The sequence below is a fragment of the Parafrigoribacterium humi genome (genome assembly GCF_040227205.1).
GTDB classification, from domain to species: Bacteria; Actinomycetota; Actinomycetes; order Actinomycetales; family Microbacteriaceae; genus Parafrigoribacterium_A; species Parafrigoribacterium_A humi.
The window spans coordinates 250,865-274,845 of record NZ_JBELOA010000002.1; the positions used below are offsets into that span (position 1 = coordinate 250,865).

Consider the following 23,981-nt stretch of genomic DNA (forward strand, 5'->3'; position numbering starts at 1 on the left):
CAGCACGACACGGCGCACGATTTTTTCGTGCGCCGCGGTGGTCTTCGCATTCATCAGAGAGGCAGATATGACATCCGCATCCACAATCCGTAAGCGAGCGCTTACCGTTCTGGGAGGTGTCGCCGTCGCGACGCTCGTCCTGTCCGGTTGCTCCGCCGGTGGTAATTCCGGCGGCACCAGCTCGAATGGATCGCTCGTCGTCGGTACCACCGACAAGGTGACGACGCTCGATCCAGCCGGTTCGTACGACAACGGCTCGTTCTTCATCATGAACAACGTCTTCCCGTTCCTCATGAACTCGAAGCCCGGCAGCGCAGAGGTCGAGCCCGACATCGCCGTGTCGGCGAAATTCACCTCGCCCACCGAGTACACCGTCGTGTTGAAGAAGGGCCTGAAGTTCGCCAACGGCCACGACCTGACCTCGTCGGACGTCAAGTTCTCCTTCGACCGCCAGCTCAAGATCGCCGCAGACAACGGCCCGTCGAGCCTGCTCTACAACCTCGACAGCACCGAGGCGAAGAACCCGACCACTGTCGTGTTCCACCTCAAGCAGGCGAACGACCAGATCTGGCCGCAAATCCTGTCCAGCCCCGCCGGCCCGATCGTCGACGAGCAGTCGTTCTCGCCTGACTCCGTGACGAGCGACGCCACGATCGTCAAGGACAAGGCGTTCGCCGGGCCGTACACGATCGCGAGCTACAAGTTCAACGAGCTCGTGCAGTTCAAGTCTTTCGACGGCTATAAGGGCGTCCTCGGCACGCCGAAGACCTCAACGGTCAACCTGAAGTACTTCCAGGACCAGTCGAACATGAAGCTGGAGGTGCAGCAGGGCGGCATCGACGTCGCAACCCGCAGCCTGTCGGCGACCGACATCGAAAGCCTGAGCAAGGACGACAAGGTGAAGGTCCACACCGGCCCCGGTGGCGAGATCCGTTACATCGTGTTCAACTTCAACACGATGCCGTACGGTGCGACGACTCCGGATGCCGACCCGGCCAAGGCTCTTGCCGTGCGCCAGGCCATGGCCGACCTGATCGACCGTGACGCGATCGCCAAGCAGGTCTACAAGGACACCTACCTGCCGCTCTACTCCTACGTTCCCCAGGGTCTGCCCGGAGCGGCCGAGCCCCTGAAGTCGCTGTACGGCGATGGCAACGGCGGTCCGAGCCTCGACAAGGCAACCGCGGCGCTGAAGGATGCCGGAGTCACCACCCCGGTCACCCTGAACCTGCAGTACAACCCGGACCACTACGGTGCATCCTCGGGTGACGAGTACGCGCAGATCAAGTCGCAGCTCGAGGCGAGCAAGCTGTTCACGGTTAACCTGCAGTCCACCGAGTGGGTGCAGTACTCCAAGGACCGCTCGGCCGACGTGTACCCGATGTACCAGCTCGGCTGGTTCCCGGACTACTCCGACGCAGACAACTACCTGTCGCCGTTCTTCCTCAAGGACAACTTCCTGAAGAACCACTACGACGACCCGGCAGTTGAGACGCTGATCAAGCAGGAGGCCGTCGAGACGGACAATGCCAAGCGACTGGATGAGCTCAAGCAGATCCAGGAGAAGGTGGCGGCCCAGCTGTCCACGCTCCCGATGCTGCAGGGCGCGCAGGTTGCGGTGTCCGGCAAGGACGTGAAGGGCGTGGACAAGACACTCGACGCATCCTTCAAGTTCCGTTTCGGAGTCCTGAGCAAGTAACCGTTCAAAGAGCACCGGCTACAATCACTGTGGCCGTTGCGAGGAAGGGGCGGTCCACGGAAACGCGGATCGCCCCTTTCGTCGGGCCCACCATCTGAAGATTGGCAACCATGACTGCACCCGTGACCCAGGACCCGCCCGCAGCGGTCCGGCCCAGACGCAAGGGCACGAAGTCCGGCGCGGGGGGTGGCAGGCTCGGGCGATACATCCTCGTACGACTCGTTCTGATCATCCCGACGGTGTTCATCCTCGTCTCGATGGTGTTCCTCCTGATGCACCTGATCGGTGACCCGATCACCGCCGCGCTCGGTGGCCGGCTCAGCCCGGACCAGCTGCAGGCGCGCATCCATGCGGCAGGCTATGACCGGCCGATCTTCATCCAGTACTTCGAGTACATCGGCAAGGTTTTCACGGGCAACTTCGGCACGACGTTGAGCGATCATCGTCCCGTCTCCGAGATCCTCCTGACCTACGGCGGCGCGACGCTCGAGCTCGCGTTCTACGCCCTCATCGTGGCGTTCATCGTCGGCATTCCGCTCGGGATGCTTGCCGCCTACCTTCGCGACAGGTGGCCCGATGCCGTGCTGCGTGTCCTGGCGATCCTGTTCTACGCCACCCCGGTCTTCTTCGCCGGGCTGCTGCTCAAACTCGTCTTCGCAGTCTGGCTGGACTGGCTCCCCGTTGCGGGACGAGCCTCCACTCGAACAGAGCTCGATCTCCAACTTCTCCCGCACCCCACGGGTATCCATCTCATCGACGCCATCAACTCGGGCAACATGAACGACGTCGGAGACGTGCTCATCCATGCCGTTCTGCCCGGGATCGCGTTGGGGCTGTTGACCGCGGGCGTGTTCCTGCGCCTGGTGCGACTCAACATGATCGGCACTCTCTCGATGGACTACGTGGATGCCGCCCGCTCGCGTGGCGTAGGCGAGCTGCGGCTCGTGCGCAAGCACGCCTACAAGCCCGCCCTCGTCCCGATCATCACGGTGATCGGTCTCCAGGTCGCCCTGCTCCTCGGAGGCGCGGTGCTCACCGAGACGGTGTTCGAGTGGAAGGGTCTCGGCTTCATGCTCGTGCAGTACCTCAACGCTCGGGACTTCGTCGCGGTGCAGGGCATCGTCGCACTCCTGGCGGTGATCGTCGCGGTGACCAACTTCATCGTGGACGTCATAGCCGCGCTCATCGACCCGAGAGTGAGGTACTGAGATGACGGCGACCACTCTCACGCCCAGGCGCAGCCTCTGGTCGAGGCTTCCCGTCGTGCACCAGCTGCAGCAGAGCGTTGGGCTGCAGCGCGGGATGCTCGTCACGGGCCTCGTGATCTGCAGCGTCTTCCTGATTGCCGCGATCTTCGCGCCCCTGCTTGCCCCGTACAGTTTCAACCAGCTCGTGGATGCCAACGGACACCAGTTCGGCGCCCAGGTGCCGCCGTCCGAGCACCATCTGCTCGGGACGACCGTCGGAGGCTATGACGTGCTCTCCCGCGTGATCTGGGGGGCGCAGACCGCGGCTCTCGTGATCGTGGTCGCCGTCGTGCTCTCGATCTTCGCCGGTGTACTGCTCGGACTCGTCTCGGGATATTTCGGCGGCTGGCTGGATCGCGTGCTCGTCGTCGTCTGTGACGCGGTCTACGCATTCCCGTCCCTGCTGCTCGCGATCGTGATGTCGATCGTGATCTCGGGTGGGCAGTCGAACCTGTTCGGCGGCATCCTCGCTGCGGCGATCTCGATCACGGTCGTCTTCATCCCGCAGTACTTCAGGGTCGTGCGCTCGGAAGTGGTCAGGATCAAGTCGGAGGCCTTCGTCGAGTCTGCGAAGGTCATCGGGTCCAGTTCCGCGCGGGTCATGTTCCGGCACGTGCTGCGTAACTCGACCAGGACCCTTCCGCTGATCTTCACGCTCAACGCATCCGAGGCGATCCTCACTCTCGCGGGTCTCGGGTTCCTCGGCTTCGGTATCGAACCGACCTCGGCGGCGGAGTGGGGTTTTGACCTCAACAAATCGATCTCCGACGTCACCGCGGGGATATGGTGGACCTCCGTCTTCCCCGGGCTCGCGATCGTGCTGATCGTGCTCGGCATGACCCTGGTCGGTGAGAGCCTCAACGACCTCGCGGATCCACGACTGCGAACCCGCAGGCGGGCGGCAGCCACGAGCGCGCCCGGCACGATCGACGCGCTCGAAAGCGACGAGTTGGAGAACGACGAGTTGGAGACGCGGGCATGAGCAACCTCACGAAGGGCGATCTCGCCGTCGAGATCGACGACCTCTCCGTCACGTTTGCGACCGACGGCGGTGATGTCCGCGCCGTCGATGGCGTGAGTCTCGCGGTCAGGGCCGGCGAGGTCCTCGCCATCGTCGGCGAGAGCGGAAGCGGCAAGACCGTGACCGCGAAGACGATCCTGGGCCTGCTCCCGGAGACGGCGACGGCATCCGGCGCCGTGTTCTTCGGCAAGGACAACGTCGTCACGATCGGCCACAAGCGGCTGCGCGAGATTCGTGGCACCGGCGCCGCGATGGTGTTCCAGGAGCCGTCCACCGCACTTAACCCGGTCTACACGGTCGGCTGGCAGATCGCGGAGGGCCTGCGCGCACACGGCAGGTATTCGCGTGCTGAGGCCAGGGCCAAGGCGATCGACATGCTCGACAAGGTCGGCGTTCCGGATGCGGCCACGCGCGTCGACTACTACCCGCACCAGTTCTCGGGTGGACAGAAGCAGCGCGTCGTCATCGCCATGGCACTCGTGCTCGACCCTGAACTCATCGTCGCGGACGAGCCGACCACCGCGCTCGACGTGACCGTGCAGGCGGAGATCCTCGACCTGCTGCGCCGCTGTCGTGATGAGTTCGACACCGCGATCGTTCTCATCACCCACAACATGGGCGTCGTGGCAGACCTCGCAGACAGGGTCGCGGTGATGTACCAGGGCAAACTCGTCGAAGAGGCGGATGCCGAAAGTCTCTTCACCGCCCCGAAGCACGACTACACCAAGCGCCTGCTCGCCGCGGTTCCGTATCTCGGCTCAGGCACCGCACGCACCCAGGAGCGTGCGGCCCAGCGGGCTCTCACTGAGTCAAAGATCCTCGTGTCCGCACGGGGCCTCGAGATCGAGTACCCCGGCAGGCTCGGACGTGGTGGCTTCCGGGCCGTGAACGGCGTGGACTTTCAGATCGGGGAGCGCGAGGTGCTCGGCCTGGTCGGAGAGAGCGGCTCGGGCAAGACCACTATCGGTCGTGCGATCGCCGGACTCACGAAGGTCACGGGTGGGTCCCTGACCGTGCTCGGCCACGAGATGCGGGGATTCCGCGAACGCGACTTCACCCCGGTGCGCAGCCAGATCGGCTTCGTGTTCCAGGACCCGGCGACGAGCTTCAACCCCCTGTTGACGATCGCAGAGTGCGTTGCTGAGCCGCTGCTCGTGCACGGCCAGGCCGGGGATGCCCTGGGCGCCCGCGCAAGGGTGGATGAACTGCTCGAGGCTGTACAGCTTCCGAAGAGCTTCGGCGATCGCTTTCCGCACGAGTTGAGCGGCGGACAGCGGCAGCGCGCCTCCCTCGCGAGGGCGCTCGCGCTGAAGCCGAAGCTCCTGATCGCGGACGAGCCGACGAGCGCGCTCGACGTCTCGGTGCAGGCCAAGGTGCTCGAGCTGTTCGCCGAGCTCCAGAAGGAGCTCGGATTCGCTGCGCTGTTCATCAGCCACGACCTCGCGGTCGTCGACCTGCTCGCCGACCGTATCGCGGTGCTGTACCACGGCGAGTTGGTGGAGGAGGGTACGGGAGCAAACGTGCTCGGCAACCCCCAGCATCCGTACACGAAGCGACTGCTGGCCTCGCTGCCGGTTCCGGACCCTCGAGAGCAGGCGAAGCGCCGCGAGGCGCTCCGCCTGCTGCGTGAAGCCGACTAGGGAGGTACGTCGTGGCCCGAGTCGAACCCGCCGTCGCGGCGCGCGACCTGTCCATTCACTATCGTTCCAACGGCATCCCGTCGCTCTTCGTCGCGGTGCGCGGCGTGAGCTTCACCGTCGCCAAGGGTGAGTTTCTCGGGCTGATCGGGGAATCGGGATCCGGCAAGTCGACTCTCGCGATGACCCTCGCCGGTCGCGCCCACGGAGGACGTCACGGCGAGGGCACACCTGGGATCAGCGGCGGATCGCTCACCGTGCTTGGAACCCCTCTGCGGCACGTCTCGACACGCAGGCGCGACCGGCTCACGATCAACATCGGCTATCTGCCGCAGGACGGCGCGGAGAGGCTCAGCCCCGCGCTGACCGTCGCCGAGAACGTCGCCGAGCCGATCTTTTCGAGAGACAGGCACTTCTCCAGCAGGGAGGCTGCCGCCGCGGTCGCGGCTGCGGTCGACGCCATGCGCCTGTCGCTCGGCCTCATGCAGAAGCTCCCATACGAGCTGAGCAGCGGGCAGCGCCAGAGAGTTGCACTCGCGCGCGCCCTTGTGCTCGAGCCGAAGCTCCTCATCGCAGACGAACCCGCTCGCGGCGTCGACCCGGCTGTGCGTGCCGGAGTGTTCGAGGCGCTCGAGAGCTGGCGCGTGGAGCGCGGGATGGCCGCGGTGATCGTGAGCAGTTCGCTTTCGGACATCGGGCGACTCTCCTCGAAGCTCGCCGTGATGCAGTCGGGCATTATCGTGGGACTGGGCACAGCGCGCGAAGTGCTAGGTGGTCCGCATCATCCATATCTCCAGGCGCTGACGGAGCAGCGGCCCGACGAAGCGAAAAGGAAAGCCTCATTTGTCGACTAATCAACAGCATCACGCCGTCCTTGGGACGGCAGTCCACCCCGTTGCCGAGGAGCGCAGACCCGCTCCAGGGCCAATCGCGGTGCTCCCGAGACCCAAGGATGTCTTCGCGGATGCGGTGCGGGCGGGCGGGGGAGAGGTGTCGGAGCTCTCCGACGAGACGCGTGGTGTCATCTGGCTCTCCTCGAAGAGCGCTACGGATCTCGTAACCCTTCTCGATGAGCACCCAGGCATCGGCTGGGTGCAACTGCCGTGGGCGGGGGTCGATGCCTTTGCCGGGGTGCTCTCCTCGTACGCGGGCCGGGATCTCCCGCTCTGGACCAGCGCGAAGGGGGCGTACTCACAGCCGGTGGCCGAGCACGCACTGGGGCTCGCCATCGCGCTCCTGCGGGGCTTTCCGAAGCACGTGGTCGCCCGGAGCTGGGCACCGGTCAAGGAGGGCATCTCGCTCTTCGGACTGAACGTCATCATCATCGGTGCGGGCGGCATCACGGTCGAACTCCTGCGGCTGCTCGAACCATTCGGCGTGCACGTGACCGTCGTGCGGCGCAGCGCGGAGCCGATGCCGGGTGCCGAGCGTACGCTCACAAGCGACCACCTTCTCGAGGTGCTGCCCGAGGCGGATGTGGTCGTTGTTGCCGCGGCCTTCACGCCAGGCACGGCACAGCTCATCGGCGCGGATCAGTTCGCCGCAATGAAGCCGACCGCAGTGCTCGTCAACATCGCCCGCGGTGGCCTCGTCGACACGGATGCCCTGGTCGCCGCGCTCCAGTCCGGCACGATCGCGGGCGCCGGCCTCGACGTCACCGATCCGGAACCCCTCCCCGACGGCCATCCGCTCTGGGATGCCCCCAACCTCATCATCACGCCGCACAGCGCAGACACGCCCGAGATGACAGCGCCGCTGTTGGCCGAGCGCATTCGTGCCAACGTCGAAGCGTTCCTCGGCGACGGCCGCTTCGTCGGTGTGGTCGACCCCAAGGAAGGCTACTGATGTCCACCGAACGAGAAGGTCTGTTCTGGGCCGGGTCATACACGGCGGAGATGGACGGAGCGAGCGAGGGCATCGGGCGACTCGCGCCACGTTCCAGCGATGGCAGCCTCGAGTACCTCGGGCTTGCGGCACGTACCTCCTGCCCGTCTTTCGTCACGAACGGCACTCGCGCCGGTCTCGTCTATGCCACGGATGAGGCGGGCGCCGCGGTGAACGCGTTTCGGCGCGAAGGCGATGACCTCGTCACTCTCGGCGGCCAGCCGACCAGTGGTGAGCTGCCCTGCCAGATCAGCGCGACGGACGACTGGCTGTACGTCGCGAACTACTTCAGCGGCACGGTCGATGTCTTTCCGCTCGCGGAGGACGGCACGATCGGGCCGATCCACCAGAGTCTCGCCGGCAGCGGGAGCGGACCGCACCCCGCGCAGGACGGGCCGCACGCCCACTCGACGCTCGTCACGGCATCCGTGGTGCTCAGTGCTGACCTCGGCACGGACCAGGTGCACGTGCAGCGCTGGGAGGGCGGGTCGCTCGACCGCATCGCCTCGGTGTCGTTCCCTCCGGGCACGGGGCCGCGCGACTTCGTCGTCGCACCCGACGGTCGCATCTACCTGATCGGCGAGCTGAGCGGTGAGATCTTTGAGCTCGCCGACGACGGCAGCACCGTGCGCTCCGGGCCGTCGGTTGTCGAGGGAGTCGATGGCGACCACTGGGCCGGGCTCGTCATTCACCACTCGGGCAAGTACCTGTACACCGGTCTGCGCGGCTCCAACCGCATCGCGATCGTGGATGTCGCCACGCTCAGTCCGATTGCCGCGATCGACTGCGGCGGCGACTGGCCGCGCAATCTGTGCATCGTCGGTGACATGCTCTACGTGGCCAACGAACGTTCGAGCACTGTGACGAGTTTTCGCGTCGACGTCAGCACGGGCATCCCGACTCCGGTAGGCTCGCCCGAGGTGGTTCCGACCCCGACCTATTTGTTGCCAGCGAGCTGATCGTGGCGCCGGTGGGTTTGGGCCGGTCGCAACCTTTGGTAAAGTAGCAGAGCTGTTAAAGCAATCCTCGATAGCTCAATTGGCAGAGCAGCCGGCTGTTAACCGGCAGGTTCTTGGTTCGAGTCCAAGTCGGGGAGCAAGTACCTTTCTTGTTCCCGGTGGTCCCGCGAAATTCGGCGGAAGTCGCTACTCCCACGGGAGTACGCTCACGACCCCGTGAAGCGGATGCCGCGCGCGAGGCCCGCCATTACGATCGACTCATGCCCAGCCACGGTGAGTACCTCGACGATGCTCGCGGAGGCCACGACTGGCACGGCGATCCCTGGCTGGAACACTACCTCGAGCGACCACGGCATCGGGGCCGATTCTCCAGGGCGGCGAGGCTCTGGCTTCCGGTCATTGTGTCGTTCCTCGTGCAGGTGCCCGCCGCGTTCTTCGTCTGGCGTGTGGCCGGACGACACCCTGTGCTCGCGCATCTCGCCCTGCCTCAGCTGACCCTCGGCCTGCTCATCGCGGTGGTCGGCCCGCTCGCGCTCACCGCCGCGCGCCGCTTCCCCGGCCCCGTTGTAGCCTTCGTCACTGCTGCGGCATCCGCGGACCTCCTGGTGCACTTCGGCAGTGACGGGCCCCCGTACATCGCACTGGCCTTCGCACTGGTGTCCGCGATCGTGCGCGGGGCGAGGATCTGGGCCTGGATCGCCGTCTCGGTCGGTGGGGTGGCCACGCTCGGACTCGGCCTGCTCATCGGCGTGACGTGGCAGCCGGTGCGAATGGTCGGGGTCACCCTGGGCGTGCTCCTCGTGATGGGCATCGGCGAGGGCATCAGAAGCCGGCGAGAACGCTTCGCCGAGATCTCCGCGCGCATAGCCCGGCGCAAGCAGTCCGAGGTCCAGGCGGAGCGCGTGCGAATCGCGCGCGAGCTGCACGACGTGCTCGCTCACTCACTCAGCCAGATCAACGTGCAGGCCGGAGTCGGACTGCATCTCATGGACAAGCAGCCGGAAAAGGCAGCAGAGGCACTCGCGAGCATCAAGGAGTCGAGCAAGACAGCGCTCGACGAGGTGCGCGCGGTGCTCGGGGTGTTGCGCGCGGAAGGCGGTGCAGACCCGAGTGCGCCGCTCGTTCCGGAGCCCGACCTCGCTCGACTCGCCGCACTGGCGGCATCCGTCACCGCTCAGGGGCCGCGCGTGGATGTTCGGAACCACCTGGCCTCTCCACCGCCTGCGGCGATGCAGCTGGCCCTGTATCGGATTGCCCAGGAATCGCTCACCAACGTGTTGCGCCACGCCTCCGCGTCGTCTGCCACTGTCACACTGACCGAGAAAGACGGCGTCTACGAGCTTGCCGTACAGGACGATGGCGTCGGTCCGACCGCCCCGAAGCACGACTCCGGCGGCAGGGGAGTGCTCGGCATGCGCGAGCGGGCAGAACTGCTCGGCGGCACGCTCGAAGCCGGGCCTGTTCCCGGCGGCGGCTTTCGCGTGCTCGCCCAGATACCGGTGTCCACGACGGGGGAAGTCCAATGATCCGTGTCGCGATCGCCGACGACCAGCAGCTGATCCGCGGCGGCTTCCGCTCGCTGCTCGAGGCCGAGCCGGACATCCGGGTGGTCGGCGAGGCCGGGACGGGAACCGAGGCGCTTGCCCTCGTGACGCGCGAGAAGCCGGATGTCGTACTCATGGACATCCGCATGCCGGACGGGGACGGGCTGTGGGCCACGGAGCGGATCGTCGCCGATGCATCACTCGTCGGCACCCACATCGTCATCGTCACGACCTTCGAGCTCGACGAGTACGTCGGGCAAGCGATCAGGGCCGGCGCGAGCGGATTCCTGGTCAAAGACACAGAGCCGGTCGAACTCATCCGCGCCGTCCGCGTTGTGGCGGCGGGGGAAGCCCTGCTGTCGCCGGGCGTCACGAGGCGCCTGCTGGAGCGTGTCGCGGGCGCACTCAAGGAGGCACCGGATGCGAGCCAGCTGGGCGTGCTGACCGAGCGTGAGCAGGAGGTGCTCGGCCTTGTCGGTCGTGGCCTCACCAACGAGGAGATCGGCCGTACCCTGTTCCTGAGCCCGCTGACCGCGAAGACTCACGTGTCGCGCATCATGGCGAAGCTCGCAGCGCGAGACCGGGTGCAGCTCGTTGTCATCGCCTACGAGACGGGGCTCGTGCGGGCGGGCTACCAGGAGTAGCGAACCTCGCCAGGATGCTCCCGTCGGCGTAGCCATGAGACTCCCCTGGGCAGATTCCGGGATTGCCCACTGACGCGAGGCTATGAGTGCAGGTTCCGCCGGAACCGCGAAGGAAAGGAATCATCGTGCTTTCGTCACTCACTCAGCCCGCGGCAGCTTTCGCCGACACCATGGCCCACTGGGGCGGCCCCTGGGGCGGTGGACCCGGATTCCTGTTCTTGCTCATCCCGCTCTTCTGGATCATCGTCTTCGTCGTCCTGTTCAGCATCTTCGGCCGTCGCTGGCGTCGAGCGCGTTGGAACGCCATGGGAGGCTTTGGCCATCCTGGTGCCTGGGGCACGCCAAGCCATTCCGCCGAGGCCACCCTCGCGGAGCGCTTTGCACAGGGCGACATCGACGAGAAGGAATACCGTGCTCGCCTTGAGGTGCTCAGGGCGAACAACCCGCAGCGGCCTCCTGTCGCCTAGCTCACAGGCAGCGCAGACGGTGGCACCCGAATCCTCCGGTGCCACCGTTTCGCGATATCCTCTACAGGCGCGTCTGCGGCCGTCGGCGCTCAGGGAGGGGAAGAGCGTGGACAACTGGTTGCGCGACAACTCGCTGTTCCTCACCGTGACGTTTGCGTCGATTGCGGCGGTGCTTCTCGTGCTGGCCGTGCTCTTTCTCGTGCTGTGGCTGCTCTCGGGCAAACGGCGCAGAAACCTGAGGTCCGACCACCTCGACACCGAAGACGAACTGACCGACGCCGAGATCGCGCTGCAGGAGCAGCTCGGGCGGCTGCGCATAGTGCGCGAGCTCAACGAAGTGGCAGTGCACTCGATCTCCGTCATCATCCGGCAGGCCGATGGTGCGCGGTACGCCGCGACCTCCGATCCCAGCGCCGCGGCCCGCACGGCCGCCACGATCGCCGAGACCGCCAGGGGTACCCTCGCCGATCTCCGGCGCGTGATGACCGTCGTGCGCGAGGGCGAAGCGGATGTTTCGCCCCAGCCGCGCCTCAAGTCCGTTCGGGAACTCTTCCGGACTATGCGCGATGCGGGTCTCGTGCTCACCTTCGTCGAGAGCGGTGACCGGTTCGACCTTCAGGCCGGAGCAGAGCTCGCGGTCTACCGCATCCTGCAGGAGGCGCTCTCCAACGCGCTCAAATACGGGGGAGAGGGCACCGAGGTCAAGGTCTCGTTCACCTGGACGGAACAGGGCCTCCAGCTGCTCGTCGACGACGACGGAGTTCGTGCGGAGGCCAGACGTCAGGGGGTCGACCCCAACGCTCTCGCACAACAGCGCAGCTACACCTTCGAAGAGGACCTCAACGCGCTCACAGAGGTCATCACGGGACCCGGTATGACCGAGATGCGCGAGCGTGCAGAGCTCTACGGCGGCATCTTCAAGGCCTACTCCGTGCCCGGCGTCGGATTCTCGGTCTCCGCGGTGTTCCCCGCGCTGCGCTATGACAATGGCGTTCACGGCGTCAAGTTGGAGCGCTGAGTGCGACCGGACGCATCCGCTCTCCCGATCGTGCACGGTCGTGACGCGAAGTAGAGAGGATGCCGCGGCGATCCGTGCCGGCCTCGCCGTGGGCCTCGCGGCCGCGGCATACGGTGTATCCTACGGCGCGCTTGCGGTGGGTGCAGGGCTCGACATCTGGCAGACCTGCGTGATGAGCCTGCTGATGTTCACCGGGGGATCGCAGTTCGCGCTCGTCGGGGTGATCGCGACCGGCGGCGTGGCCGCTGGTCCGGCGGCGATCGCGAGCGCAGCCATCCTCGGCATCCGCAACGGGATCTACGGCGTCCGGATCGCGCCGATCATCGGTGGGCGGTGGTGGAGGCGGCTGGCGGCAGCCTGGGTGACGATCGACGAGTCGACAGCGGTAGCCAGTTCGCAGACAACACTCAGGACACAGCGAATCGGATTCTGGGTCACGGCCGTCGCGGTCTTCGTCGGCTGGAACCTCACTTCGCTCATCGGCGGGCTGATCGGCGATGCCCTCGGAGACGTGCGGCAATACGGTCTGGATGCCGCTGCCGCGGCCGCCTTCCTCGGCCTGCTGTGGCCACGGCTGCGGCAACTCCAGCCGATCGCGGTCGCGGCGGCAGCCGCCGTCATTGCCGTTGTGCTCACGCCAGTGCTCATGCCCGGTCTCCCCGTGCTCGTCGCGAGCGTTGTCGCGATCCTGGTCGGCATCTTCAACTGGTTCGGTCGTGCGGACGAGGTTCCCGACGCCCGGAACGACCCGCCGCACATCGCGCCGGCACCCGCCAGCCACGCGGGAGGGGACGCGCCATGACCCTGTGGCAGATCGTGATCATCGCATCGCTCGCCTGTCTGGCACTGAAGGTGAGCGGCTACCTCGTACCAAAGACCGTGCTCGAGCGACCGGTGACCTCACGCGTGGCGAATCTTCTGACCGTCGCGTTGCTCGCGGCGCTCATCGGAGTGCAGACCTTCGGCCAGGGTCGGGGTCTGGCCGTCGACGCGCGGATCCCCGCGCTTCTCGTCGCGGCGGGCCTGTTCGCCCTGCGGGTGCCGTTCATCCTCGTGGTGATCGCCGCGGCCGCGACTGCCGCGCTGATCCGGGCGTTCGTGTAGGGCTAGCCCTCGGGGTGATCGACTCCGGGCAGCCAGCTCAGGCCGGGGACGCCCCAACCGCTCTTGCGGATCACCTTGTTGGCGGCCTTGGCCTCGGCCGGAGCGAGCCGGTCGGCAAACAACAGCCCGTCGAGGTGGTCGAACTCGTGCTGGAAGATGCGCGCGAGCCACCCACTGGCCTCGATTTCGAACGGATTCTGATCCAGGTCGACCGCACGGAGGATGGCGAGATCCGAGCGTCGAAGGGCAAAGCGTTCGCCCGGGATCGAGAGACAGCCCTCTGACTCGCTCTCCTCGTCCAGCTCGTCGATCGACGGTGGAGTCACCCAGAGTTCCGGGTTGATGGCGGCTCCGCGCCACCTCACGTCGTTGTCGTCGGTCCAGTCGTAGACGAAGACGCGCAGCGGGACGCCGACCTGCGGCGCAGCGACGCCGACGCCGGGGGCCGCGGCCATGGTCTGGTACATGTCCGAGACGAGAGTGACCAGGCTCTTGCCGAAATCGGTGACCCTGGCAGCGGGCGAGTGCAACACGGGGTCGCCCGTGATAACAATGGGAAGAACGGCCATTCGCCAAGATTATCGTGACGACAGCGATAGGGTCGTTGGGTGCCGCCTGACCTCATGGAGCTGACCCACGCGGTGTCGCTCACGCCCAACCAGGCCCTGGGTATTCCAATCGCTCTCGTCGGTGCGATGTTCCTGTCGTTGGGTGCCCAGTTCCAGCACCGCGGCGTCGGCAAGGTCGGTGCGCACAACGAGGCTGCGGGCGCATCGAACGCGCTGAGTCTCCACCAGATGCTGCAGTTGCTGAAACGTCCCTCCTGGGTCATGGGCACCCTGTTGCTCGGCCTGGCGATCGTGTTCCAGCTCAGCAGCCTGATCCTTGCGCCGCTCATCGTCGTGCAGCCACTCGGTGCCGCCGCACTCGTGATCACCGCGATGGTGAACTCGCGGGTATCGGACATCCCGCTCACCTGGGCGGCCATCCGAGCCATCACCTTCTGTGTCGCGGGCGTGGCGTTGTTCGTGACGATTGCGGCATTCACCGCGACGTCCAGCCCGGTGAGCGAGAGCCAGCTCGTCATCATCCTGGTCATCCTCGGAGTGGTCACCATTGCATTCGGTGCGGCATTCGGCTTCCTGCGGAAGCGCTTCAAAGCAATCATCTACATCGTCGGCGCGGGCGTGCTCTACGGATTCGTCGCGACGCTCGCCAAGGTCGTCATCGACCGGATCAAGACGCTCCTGGTCTTCGGGTCCGATGCCGGCGGCTTCGAATGGCTCACGATGATCTGCATCGTTGCGCTCCTGGCTGCGACCGCACTCGGCGGATACTTCGTACAGAGCGCCTACGCCTCCGGGCCGCCCGATCTCGTGATTGCGGGCCTCACGGTGATCGATCCGATCGTGGCCGTGTGCATCGGCGTCGTGGTGCTGCAGGAGGCTGCCGGTGCGCCGCTCTGGGCAATCCTGGCTTTCATCGTCTCCGGAGCAATCGCCGTGTACGGGGTTTTCCAGTTGGCCAAACATCATCCCCAGTCGCGCGGCTAAACTGACGAGAGTCAATTTCGACCTCACCCCCCCCATAACCAACCACGTCAAGGGAACTCACGAATTTGCCTGAATCCCCGCAGAGTGCCGCTTCGACGTCGTCGAAGCCCTTGCGCGTACTGATCGGTGCCGATACTTTTCCACCGGATGTGAACGGTGCCGCGAACTTTGCATCGCGGCTCGCCGCAGGACTGACAGAGCGCGGTCACGACGTTCACGTCGAGGCGCCCGCGTTCAATCGCTTCCACGGCGACTTTCAGGAGCAGCACGATGGTGCGACTCTCACTGTGCATCGCATCTACTCCTGGCGCTGGTTTCCTCACGACTGGCTGAGGTTTGTACTTCCGTGGCGCAGTCAGGCACACGCTGCCCGACTTCTGGATGCGATCAAGCCGGATGTCGTGCACATCCAATCGCATATCGTCGTGGGCAGGGGCCTCGCACGCCAGGCGGCCAAGCGCGGGATCCGGGTCATCGGGACGAACCACTTCATGCCCGAGAACATGATTGAGCACACCCTGCTTCCCCGGTTCCTGAGGCGCAAGGCGATTCAGATCGCCTGGAACGACGCGGCGAAGACCTTTGCGCTGTGTGACGCCGTGACCTCCCCGAGCCGCAAGGCAGCGGACTTCCTCGAGGCCGAGACCAGCCTTCGCGGGGTGCACGCCATCTCCTGCGGCATCGACGCGAGTCTCTACACGCCGAACTTTGCGAAGCGCACCGAGAATCGCGTGGTTTTCGTCGGCCGCGTGACGGGGGAGAAGCACATCGACGTGCTGCTTCGCGCTTTTGCGACGCTCGACCCGAAGCTTGACGCAAAGCTCGACATCGTTGGCGGCGGCGATCTGATGAACCAGCTCAAGCAGCTCGCGCGGGAGCTCGGCATCGCCGATCGGGTTGATTTCCTCGGCCACGTCCCCGATGAGGAGCTCCGCGCGGAGCTCACGCGCGCGACCGTCTTCGCCATCCCGTCGATTGCCGAGCTGCAGTCGATCGCGACAATGGAGGCGATGGCGTCTGCGCTTCCCGTTGTCGCCGCGAACGCGATGGCACTGCCGCACCTGGTGCACCACGGCGAGAACGGGTACCTCTTCGAACCCGGCGACGCGAGCGACCTGTCTGCCAGACTCACGGACGTTCTGACGCTGCCGGAAGATGAACTCCAGCGCATGAAGAAGTCGAGCCTCAAATACATCGCGGCACACGACATCCAGCGCACGATCAGCATCTTCGAGAGCCTGTATCGTGGTGAGTCGGTGACGGATCCCGTCACCGACGTGTCTCTCGACGAGCAGGCCTCCTGACAGGTCTCCTGACTCCACGCGCGACACGGGGCGGTAGCTCAGCTGGTTAGAGCAGCGGACTCATAATCCGTCGGTCACGGGTTCAAGTCCCGTCCGCCCCACCAATGATTTCGGGCGAGTTTGGGTGTATGGCTGGAGAGTCCAGAAGCGAAAACACTCCACCTCGCGCGATCCTCGGAGCAGAATGGACTCACGATGCCCGCACCCGAAGTCAGTGTCCGACTTATTCCAGCGCTAGAGGTTGAGCCGGAATGTCTAGGGATCGAGATCGAGGCGAATATTGACGGTGAGGCCTACGTAATCGGCTTCCCTGTTCCTGATGGCCGACCCAACAGCGCCGTTTTCCTGCCCCATCCTTCGGCTGCCGCTTCCCTGCAGAGCCTGCCTTGGGATCCTCGTGACCCCTGGGCCTGCACCCACCGCATGACCCACGACGACCGTGTCATCAGCATGGCCATTCACAAAATCGTCATTGTGTGGAATCCGACAGGTCCGAGCCGTCACGAAATGAACGTCGCCGGTGCGAGATTCGGTCACGCATTTGACCAGTGGTACTCGCGGCTTTACTCCTGGCTTGAACTCTGGACGACCCAGGGTCTCAATCAGCACCAATGGCCGAGTACGGGCATTCGCACGCAGGGAAGAGGCGAGTTCGAACCTGGGCAGCACTACGGCTGGGGCAATTGGGGTGTTCTGCATGAGCACCGTGGCGATGGTACGTCCGGGCCGTATGCCTCCTCGGACCTGCTCCGCGCTGCCGCCGACTTCGCGAATCGTCGCCAGAGCCCCTCACTGTCCTGGGACATGCTGAGACGGGCACGTGGCCTGCCTTGGACCAACGGCAGGCAGAAAGTGATTGACGCCGCGACCGCAGCGGAGGTCGCTGTTGAGCGAGCGCTCTTTCGGTTCTTCAGTAATCATCACCTCTCGACAGATCAGATCGAGGCTACCCTGCGACCGTTCACTGGTATCGCAGAGAAACTCAGGCTCATGGAGAAGCTTGTGCCTCCGAGTTCGCGAAGCCTGGTAAGCCGAGTTGCCGACAAGATCGCTGGGCCACGGAACAAGGCGGCGCATGCCGGCTGGACTCCCGCACCTGCCGAGGTCGATGACTGTCTCGCAACAGTCGCGGAGGTGCTGGCGGAGTACGACCCGCTCCCTACTCCGTAGACAGCGACCGCCCGCCGCACGTTCGGCATGGTGGGCGGTCGACATGTCACGCGACGGTCGCCAGCGCGACCTCCGGTTCGACGCGGCGGTCGATGTCGGGCACACTGGCAATGTGCCTGAGTATCGTGACTCCGCGATCGATTCGCTTCGAGTCGCTCCGTCAGCAGCCTGCTGGTGGTGTGGCGACACTGCGACTACTCGCGAACATAAGTACAAGGCCAGCGAACTTCGCCGCATTTCAACAGCAAATGGGGCGAGTGGAACTCCATCTGAAGTGTTCAAGTCGAGCCCTTACTACGAGGACTCTCTCCGCAGTCTGAAGCGCGGTGACGAGGTGAAGTGGGGCATGAATTTGTGTGCGACGTGCAACGGGCACCGAAGTCAGCCGTTCGATCGGGCGTACGACCGATTCTCTGAGTACGTGCAGGCCAATATCTGCACGGTCTGGGCGCTGGATCAGATCGAGTGGACGAGCGTCTACGGCTCCGAATGGCGCAATCAGACGATCTCGCTCGCTCGATACTTTGGAAAGCAACTTGGGTGCATGCTCGCGACGCAGGGCCTACCTGTACCCCCAGCTCTGGCTGACTTCCTCAACGGCAGTTCTCGCTGTCCAGGCGTTTCATTCCGTATCGGTCGGAGCGTCGCAGCGCTTGAGGCGCATGCAGCGATAATCTCGGCTGGACACCAAGAAGGATTGCTTCACTACATCGGGATACCCGAGACACCCGCGTACTCTGACGGAACCCAACTAACGGGGGCTGTCTACGCGTACCAGATCGCCTACATCCTCGTCTCGGCAGAGTGGTTTCTCGATTCCGAGGAGCAGGCCTTCTTCGAGAACGAAGCCGCAGTCCTCCCGTTGGTGTGACACTCCGAAAGCACTCCGACCACGCCTGACCGAGCCGATCCGCGGTGTACCGGGGGTGACCGGGCTGCCTTGCGCCGGAGGGTCAGGTTGGCCCGAAAAGCCTGGGTAGAGCGGGCCTACTCGGCGCTAAGCGGCGGGCTCTGCGGTAGGTCGGCAGGGGTTCAATTCCGTTCTCATAATCCGTCGGTCACGGGTTCAAGTCCCGTCCGCCCCACTCGCACTCGGGCCGCTGTGGCGGGGAACACTCACACCGAGTTCTCTGCAATCGCGGCGTAGCATGTGCCCTGATGCGAGTGTGCGATGTTCCAGGCGATGGTGGCGGCCGGCAAATACGATGAGCGACGTCGTGGGGTATGCCTTTGCGCTCGGCCTCGTCGCTCTCCTCAATCCCTGCGGTTTCCCCCTGTTTCCCGCGCTCCTCGCGTCGTTCCTTCGTCCAGCCGAGGACGGCGTTGTCGTTCGAATAGGTCGCGCCCTCGCTGCGGGATTCTGGATCACCGTCGGATTCGTGGCGGTGTTCGCGGTCGCGGCACTGCTTGCCGCCGCCGGTGCTGCCGTTGTCGCGCCGTGGGTGGCCGAGTTCATGATCCTGTTCGGACTCGGATTGCTCGCCGTGGGCATTCTCGAGGTCGCGGGTAGAACGGTGCGGCTGCCGCTGCCGGTGATGCGGTTCGCCGAAGGTCATGGCCCCGTCGCCATGCTTGGATTCGGCGCCGCATACGCGGTCGGCTCCCTGAGCTGCTCCCTCCCGATCTTCCTCGCGGGAATCGCGGGCGCGTTCACCCGTGGCGGGTTCGCCGCAGGCCTGGGTGCCTTTGGTGCATACGCGCTCGGGATGGGCGTGTTCACGACAGCGGCCAGTGTGCTCGCGAGCATCGCCGGAACGGGAGTGCTGCGCCGACTCTCTCGGGTGACTCGGTACTTCCCGATCGTGGCCGGCAGCATCGGGATACTCGTCGGCGGATACCTGGTGGTCTATTGGGGTAGCGTCTGGCTCGACCCCGCCATCGCGTCCGCGATGTCGAGCGGAATCGATGGCTGGCTCTCCGGCATCCAGGGAATGATCGACGGCAACGCGAGGATGCTCGGCGCAATACTGGGCGTCGCGGTCGTCGCAGCGACAGCGGCAGTCGCGATCGTCAGCCGCACGACACGAAATCGCAACAAGAAGGGCACGATCGATGCAGGAACCTGACCCGGTAGGAACGCGCGCGACTCCACCTGCACCGCGGAAGTCGCCCGCGACCTCCCGCGGTATGTGGATCGCGTATGGGGCGAGCGCGATCGCGCTGGTCGTGGCTCTCGCCGCCGTGCTGTTCTCGGGCAACTCACCGTCGGGTGCGGCCGGGAACTCCGCGGTGTCCGGACTCCATGCCAGCGCCTCCGTGACCTCGATGCTCGAGCTCAGCCCGCTCTCCGCATCCGGCCAGGCCATGCCGGAGTTCCACCTCACGGACCAGCGCGGGAGACCCATGAGCCTCGCGGAGTTCAGGGGACGTGCCGTGGTGCTCACCTTCAACGACGATCGCTGCGAAGATCTCTGCACGCTTCTGGCCGAGAGCGTCGTCGCGGCGAATCACGACCTCGGCGCGCACCAGAACAAGGTCGCCTTCGTTTCGATCAACGCGAACTCGTACTATCCGAAGGTCTCGGACGTCAAGGCCTGGACGAACAGCCACGGCCTGACCCACACGGCCAATTGGTACTTCGGCACAGGAACGCCGAAGCAGCTGGGCGATGCCGCAGACGCGTACGAAGTGCCCATCACACACGATGGCCAGGCGAAGACGGTGGAGCACGGCGCCGAGGTGTTCTACATCGACCCCCAGGGCCGTGAAGCGGGGATCGGCGGGTTCGGCAACACCTCCGCAAATTCGGAGATCTACGGGCACGACATGGCACAGCTCGCGGCGTCCCTCCTGCCGCGATCGGAGCGATTCGCGGTGGGCGGAACGTCCGGTCCGCCGGCGGAGGTGAGCGGCGGGCTCGGATCGTCTCCCGCACCGATGTCGGTCCCGGCGCTAATGACCTCGGGATCGGTCTCGACCGCCGCGGACCCGAAGCACTACACGGTGCTCAATTTCTGGTCGAGCAGTTGCACCGCGTGCATCACGGAACTTCCCGGATTCGAGGCCGTTCACGCGATGTATGGGAACGCCGTCGACTTCCTGGGCGTCGATGTCGCAGACAATGCCGCTCTGGGCCGGAAGCTCGCGGCCACGACGGGCATCGACTATCCCGTCGGCAACGATGCGACCGGGAAGGTGAGCGGATCGTTCCAGGTGGCAGACCTGCCCTTCACTGTGATCCTCGATCCGAACGGGAAGGTTGCCATTCGTCATCCGGGGCTCTTCACCGAAACGCAACTCGCCTACGTGCTGGAGGATCTCCAGCCATCACTGCAGAAACTCGACACCCTCGGCGGCTGATGTCCTTCACGATGTAGCACTATACATTGCAGTGCAATGTATAGTGCTATCAGGTATGGAGGTGTGATGAATATCGACAAAGACCTGGTGGCAGCAATGGCGACGCCGCTCGTGCTGGCGATTCTGGCCGAAGGCCGCAGCTACGGCTATGCGATCCACAAGCGCGTTCGCGAGCTCTCCGCAGGCGATCTCGAGTGGACAGACGGGATGTTGTACCCGCTGCTCCATCGCCTGGATCGGCTCGGCTATCTCCGGGCGGACTGGGGTTCCTCGCCGGAAGGACGCCGCCGCCGGTACTACGAGATCACCGACGCGGGAAGGGCGGAGCTGGCGAACCAGCGCACCCAGTGGGAAGCGGCGACCCGCACCCTAGGCGGCCTCTGGCGCAATTCCTCGTCCCTGGGCTGGGCGGGGGCGTGAGCATGGACCAGGTGGAGACCGACATCGCCCGGTGGCGCGCCGCAGTCCTGCGTGACTCGGCCGTGGATGCCGCGGACGCCGACGAACTCGAAGAACACCTCCGGGAGCAACTGGCCGAACTGGCGGATGCGGGACTCACCCGGCCAGAGGCCTTCCAGATCGCCGTGCAGCGTTTGGGCCGAGTGGATCGTCTCACCGCGGAGTTCGCCCGTGAGCACGGCGAACGGTTGTGGAAACAGCTCGCACCCGCGGCGCCGGTGAGCCCTGCGGAGCGGAGTCACTCTGTCCTCGGAATGATCGTGTTCGCCGGTGTAGCGGCAATTGCCATCCAGGTTGGGCGGCTCTGTGCGGGGATACGCGATTCCGGGATGCCGACCTCCGGGCCACCCAACTGGTTCCTCGTCGACGCCGGCCTGTTCGTCATCCCCGTGCTCATCGCCTACTTCGTCTGGTCCAGGCGGATGCCGCGGCGCATCCTCTTGGGCCTTGCCGCTGTCGTCGTCGTCGCGGCCCTCATCGTCAATCTGTACCCCTTCGCGCCCGACGGCCAGACGCTCGTGCAGGTTGCCATCCATTTCCCCGTGCTGCTCTGGTTCGCGGTCGGAGCGGCCTACCTCAGCGATGCCGACGCGACGTGGCGTCGTCGCATGGAGTTCGTGCGGTTCACGGGTGAGTGGGTCATCTACTGGGTACTGCTCGCGCTTGGTGGGGGAGTGCTCATGGGGCTGACCACCCTGATCCTCCAGCCGATCGCACCGGACGCCATCGGCGAAGTCATGATCTGGGTGCTGCCGTCCGGCGCTGCCGCGGCCACCATCGTCGCGGCGTGGCTGGTCGAGGCGAAGAAGAGTGTCATCGAGAACATCGCGCCCGTATTGGCGGCGGTGTTCACGCCCCTGTTCGCCGCCATGCTCATCGTGGCTGTCGTGGTCTATGCCACGGGCGGAATCGGGCGCGACTTCGACCGCGATCTCGTCACCGTCTTCGACCTGCTCATGATCGTCGTCTTTGGGCTCGTGCTCTACGCCCTGTCCGCGCGCGACAGGGGGAGGCCAGCGGGGATCCTCGATGTCATGAGGCTCGTCGCGATCGTCGCCGCGCTCATCCTCGATCTGCTCGTGCTGGTCTCGATGCTGACGCGCGTCGGCGAGTTCGGCCTCACACCCAATCGAGTCGCAGCGCTCGGACTGAACCTCATTCTCGTCGTGAACCTCGTGGTCACCGCGTGGATCTCCATCCGGATGATTGCTGGCCGTGCTGCCGTGCATCGACTCGAGCGGTGGCAGACCGGTTTCCTCCCGGTCTTCGTCGTCTGGGTCGCCGTCGTCGTCGTAGTCGTGCCACCACTGTTCGACTTCTCCTGACCGGCGACCGCGGGCAGTGCCGGCGCCATACACTGGACGCGACATGAATGAAGCGACTCACCCCGCGGTCAGCGCGGTCGAACAGGTTCTCACTGCGCACGGTATCGAGCCCAGGACACGGTGGTTCGATGACTCGACGTCAACCGCGGTCCAGGCCGCCGATGCTCTCGGCGCGCCGCTCGGTGCGATCGTCAAGTCCCTCGTGTTCCTGTTGGATGGCGAGCCACTCCTGGTCCTCGTTTCCGGTGTTCACCGGGTCGACACAGAGCTCGTCGGTGCCGAGCTGGGCGGAACGCTCGGCAGGGCATCCGCAGGCGTCGTGAAAGAGGCGACCGGACAGACCATCGGCGGCGTTGCCCCGATCGGGCACCCGAAGCAGATTCGTACGGTCGTCGATGTGTCGCTGGCCGACTACGACGAGATCTGGGCGGCGGCAGGACATCCGCACGCTGTCTTTCCGACGACTTTCGATGAGTTGAGACGACTCACGGGAGGCGCCGCGATTCGGGTGATATCGGATGAGGCCGCGGCAGAGTGATACCTCTCGCTGCTGATCGCGTGCGCGCTCAGAACCGCCCATAATCGCGCAATTTCGGTCATTCAAGGAAATATCCCCCAAATACGTGACAATGAGCTACGCTTGCACGTGCAGTTGCTGTACCTCGCAGATCTTGAATGCTTGTCGCCTTACGGCGCATGTTTCTTTCGGGAGCGGACGATGAACACCGCGACGAGTGGCCTCGGCAGTCGGGGCTACGCGAAGACCTCCTGAAGGAGAAATGAAATGGCAGTTGGAACCGTAAAGTGGTTTAACGCAGAGAAGGGCTTTGGCTTCATCGCCCCCGAGGACGGTAGCCCCGATGTGTTCGCGCACTACTCGGCTATTGCAACCAGCGGGTACAAGTCCCTCGACGAGAACCAGAAGGTCGAGTTCGACCTGGCGCAGGGCCCCAAGGGTCCTCAGGCGGAGAACATTCGTCCGCTGTAATCAGCTTTGACCGAGAAGAGCCGATCTCCGCACCGCGGGGGTCGGCTCTTTCGTGTCTGTTCTTTCGTATCTGCGGCGTACGACGAGCCTGAGCAGTTTCGCGCGGAAGATCGCTTAGCCTGTTAGCCATGGATACCCTCTTCAGCGTTCTTCACGTGGCAACTGCAGTGTTCATCATCGGGCCCATGGCAATCCTGCCCATGACCGGCCTCCGGGCCATTCGCGCTGGCAATGACGGCCAGGTGAAGACCCTCGCCACCTCGGTCCAGATCTTCAGTTGGGTGTCGCTTGTCGTCGTCATTTTCGGCTTCGGGGCACTCGGTATGAGCGACCCGAAGTACAACCTGTCGTTTACGACCTCGTGGATCTGGATCTCCACCGTCGCCTATGCCATCGCGCTGCTGATCAACCTGCTGCTGGTCGTGCCCGCACTGAAGAAGGCGGGCGCGGAGGTCGGCAACGACGGTGGCGGCAAGACCGCACGCTACCCCCAGATCTCGGCTGGTTCGGGCATCGCGTCTCTTCTGCTCCTGCTCGTTGTCGTGCTCATGGTCTGGAAGCCCTGAGTGCCGGCCGGGCAATTTATTTGATCCAGGGCTGGTTGCATAATAGGTCGGCGTGAACCGACCACAGCAGTGATCTTGACAAGGATGACGTC

Annotated in this window: 25 protein-coding genes and 2 tRNA genes; 26 read left to right on the forward strand and 1 reads right to left on the reverse strand. The window is 65.0% G+C overall.

Annotation, left to right across the window (positions count from 1 at the left end; translation table 11 throughout):
- Window positions 1-67: 67 nt before the first annotated feature.
- From ABUA28_RS05490 to ABUA28_RS05555, 14 genes are all read left to right on the forward strand, one after another.
- Window positions 68-1,699 carry an ABC transporter substrate-binding protein gene (locus tag ABUA28_RS05490; protein WP_349902940.1) on the forward strand — a complete coding sequence of 544 codons (1,632 nt, stop codon included), beginning with the start codon at window positions 68-70 and terminating at the stop codon, window positions 1,697-1,699.
- A 110-nt stretch (window positions 1,700-1,809) separates the two neighbouring features.
- Window positions 1,810-2,907, forward strand: coding sequence for an ABC transporter permease (locus ABUA28_RS05495; RefSeq protein ID WP_349902941.1), 1,098 nt, complete (start codon window positions 1,810-1,812; stop codon window positions 2,905-2,907).
- Between the two features lies 1 nt (window position 2,908).
- Entirely contained in the window at window positions 2,909-3,928 is a 1,020-nt protein-coding gene (locus tag ABUA28_RS05500) for an ABC transporter permease (protein ID WP_349902942.1), read from the forward strand.
- Window positions 3,925-5,607 (forward strand): ABC transporter ATP-binding protein, encoded by a 1,683-nt coding sequence (locus ABUA28_RS05505; RefSeq protein WP_349902943.1) that lies wholly within the window; start codon window positions 3,925-3,927, stop codon window positions 5,605-5,607. Before ABUA28_RS05500 ends, ABUA28_RS05505 begins: the two co-directional genes overlap by 4 nt.
- An 11-nt stretch (window positions 5,608-5,618) precedes the next feature.
- Window positions 5,619-6,458 carry an ATP-binding cassette domain-containing protein gene (locus tag ABUA28_RS05510; protein WP_349902944.1) on the forward strand — a complete coding sequence of 280 codons (840 nt, stop codon included), beginning with the start codon at window positions 5,619-5,621 and terminating at the stop codon, window positions 6,456-6,458.
- Window positions 6,459-6,537: 79 nt separating this feature from the next.
- Window positions 6,538-7,449 (forward strand): D-isomer specific 2-hydroxyacid dehydrogenase family protein, encoded by a 912-nt coding sequence (locus ABUA28_RS05515; protein WP_349902945.1) that lies wholly within the window; start codon window positions 6,538-6,540, stop codon window positions 7,447-7,449.
- Window positions 7,449-8,447, forward strand: a complete 999-nt coding sequence (locus ABUA28_RS05520; RefSeq protein ID WP_349902946.1) for a lactonase family protein — start codon at window positions 7,449-7,451, stop codon at window positions 8,445-8,447. The genes ABUA28_RS05515 and ABUA28_RS05520 overlap by 1 nt, the downstream gene beginning before the upstream one ends.
- A gap of 64 nt (window positions 8,448-8,511) precedes the next feature.
- Window positions 8,512-8,584, forward strand: a tRNA-Asn gene (locus ABUA28_RS05525).
- Window positions 8,585-8,707: 123 nt separating this feature from the next.
- On the forward strand, window positions 8,708-9,973 hold the full coding sequence (locus ABUA28_RS05530; RefSeq protein WP_349902947.1) for a sensor histidine kinase: 1,266 nt from the start codon (window positions 8,708-8,710) through the stop codon (window positions 9,971-9,973).
- Window positions 9,970-10,635 (forward strand): response regulator transcription factor, encoded by a 666-nt coding sequence (locus ABUA28_RS05535; protein WP_349902948.1) that lies wholly within the window; start codon window positions 9,970-9,972, stop codon window positions 10,633-10,635. Before ABUA28_RS05530 ends, ABUA28_RS05535 begins: the two co-directional genes overlap by 4 nt.
- A gap of 125 nt (window positions 10,636-10,760) precedes the next feature.
- Window positions 10,761-11,102, forward strand: a complete 342-nt coding sequence (locus ABUA28_RS05540) for an SHOCT domain-containing protein (protein WP_349902949.1) — start codon at window positions 10,761-10,763, stop codon at window positions 11,100-11,102.
- Between the two features lie 106 nt (window positions 11,103-11,208).
- Window positions 11,209-12,120, forward strand: coding sequence for a sensor histidine kinase (locus tag ABUA28_RS05545; protein WP_349902950.1), 912 nt, complete (start codon window positions 11,209-11,211; stop codon window positions 12,118-12,120).
- Window positions 12,121-12,160: 40 nt separating this feature from the next.
- Entirely contained in the window at window positions 12,161-12,922 is a 762-nt protein-coding gene (locus ABUA28_RS05550) for an AzlC family ABC transporter permease (protein WP_349902951.1), read from the forward strand.
- On the forward strand, window positions 12,919-13,224 hold the full coding sequence (locus ABUA28_RS05555; protein ID WP_349902952.1) for an AzlD domain-containing protein: 306 nt from the start codon (window positions 12,919-12,921) through the stop codon (window positions 13,222-13,224). The genes ABUA28_RS05550 and ABUA28_RS05555 overlap by 4 nt, the downstream gene beginning before the upstream one ends.
- A gap of 2 nt (window positions 13,225-13,226) precedes the next feature.
- On the opposite strand, the gene def is transcribed toward ABUA28_RS05555, so the two are convergent.
- On the reverse strand, window positions 13,227-13,793 hold the full coding sequence (def, locus tag ABUA28_RS05560) for a peptide deformylase (protein ID WP_349902953.1): 567 nt from the start codon (window positions 13,791-13,793) through the stop codon (window positions 13,227-13,229).
- A gap of 39 nt (window positions 13,794-13,832) precedes the next feature.
- On the opposite strand from def, the gene ABUA28_RS05565 reads away from it, so the two are divergent.
- The 12 genes from ABUA28_RS05565 to ABUA28_RS05620 all read left to right on the forward strand — a co-directional run bounded on the left by ABUA28_RS05565 (window position 13,833) and on the right by ABUA28_RS05620 (window position 23,889).
- Window positions 13,833-14,777, forward strand: a complete 945-nt coding sequence (locus ABUA28_RS05565) for a DMT family transporter (RefSeq protein ID WP_407075415.1) — start codon at window positions 13,833-13,835, stop codon at window positions 14,775-14,777.
- A 65-nt stretch (window positions 14,778-14,842) separates the two neighbouring features.
- Window positions 14,843-16,081, forward strand: coding sequence for a glycosyltransferase (locus tag ABUA28_RS05570; RefSeq protein WP_349902954.1), 1,239 nt, complete (start codon window positions 14,843-14,845; stop codon window positions 16,079-16,081).
- A gap of 27 nt (window positions 16,082-16,108) precedes the next feature.
- Window positions 16,109-16,185 (forward strand) — tRNA-Ile (locus ABUA28_RS05575).
- 91 nt (window positions 16,186-16,276) lie between these two features.
- Entirely contained in the window at window positions 16,277-17,251 is a 975-nt protein-coding gene (locus ABUA28_RS05580) for a hypothetical protein (protein WP_349902955.1), read from the forward strand.
- A 43-nt stretch (window positions 17,252-17,294) separates the two neighbouring features.
- Window positions 17,295-18,122: a hypothetical protein gene (locus ABUA28_RS05585; protein WP_349902956.1), complete on the forward strand. Its 828-nt coding sequence runs from the start codon at window positions 17,295-17,297 to the stop codon at window positions 18,120-18,122.
- 334 nt (window positions 18,123-18,456) lie between these two features.
- A complete protein-coding gene (locus tag ABUA28_RS05590; RefSeq protein ID WP_349902957.1) occupies window positions 18,457-19,317 on the forward strand; it encodes a cytochrome c biogenesis CcdA family protein in 861 nt (286 codons plus the stop codon).
- Window positions 19,304-20,551, forward strand: a complete 1,248-nt coding sequence (locus tag ABUA28_RS05595; protein WP_349902958.1) for a redoxin domain-containing protein — start codon at window positions 19,304-19,306, stop codon at window positions 20,549-20,551. The genes ABUA28_RS05590 and ABUA28_RS05595 overlap by 14 nt, the downstream gene beginning before the upstream one ends.
- A 66-nt stretch (window positions 20,552-20,617) precedes the next feature.
- Complete coding sequence (locus ABUA28_RS05600; protein ID WP_349902959.1) at window positions 20,618-20,971, forward strand: PadR family transcriptional regulator; 354 nt, start codon at window positions 20,618-20,620, stop codon at window positions 20,969-20,971.
- Between the two features lie 2 nt (window positions 20,972-20,973).
- Window positions 20,974-22,335: a permease prefix domain 1-containing protein gene (locus tag ABUA28_RS05605; RefSeq protein ID WP_349903286.1), complete on the forward strand. Its 1,362-nt coding sequence runs from the start codon at window positions 20,974-20,976 to the stop codon at window positions 22,333-22,335.
- A 43-nt stretch (window positions 22,336-22,378) separates the two neighbouring features.
- Complete coding sequence (locus tag ABUA28_RS05610) at window positions 22,379-22,873, forward strand: YbaK/EbsC family protein (RefSeq protein WP_349902960.1); 495 nt, start codon at window positions 22,379-22,381, stop codon at window positions 22,871-22,873.
- A gap of 246 nt (window positions 22,874-23,119) precedes the next feature.
- Complete coding sequence (locus ABUA28_RS05615) at window positions 23,120-23,323, forward strand: cold-shock protein (protein ID WP_325517862.1); 204 nt, start codon at window positions 23,120-23,122, stop codon at window positions 23,321-23,323.
- Between the two features lie 128 nt (window positions 23,324-23,451).
- The gene (locus ABUA28_RS05620) at window positions 23,452-23,889 is read left to right on the forward strand and encodes a DUF2269 family protein (protein ID WP_349902961.1); all 438 of its coding nucleotides are present in this window, start codon (window positions 23,452-23,454) and stop codon (window positions 23,887-23,889) included.
- Window positions 23,890-23,981 lie beyond the last annotated feature (92 nt).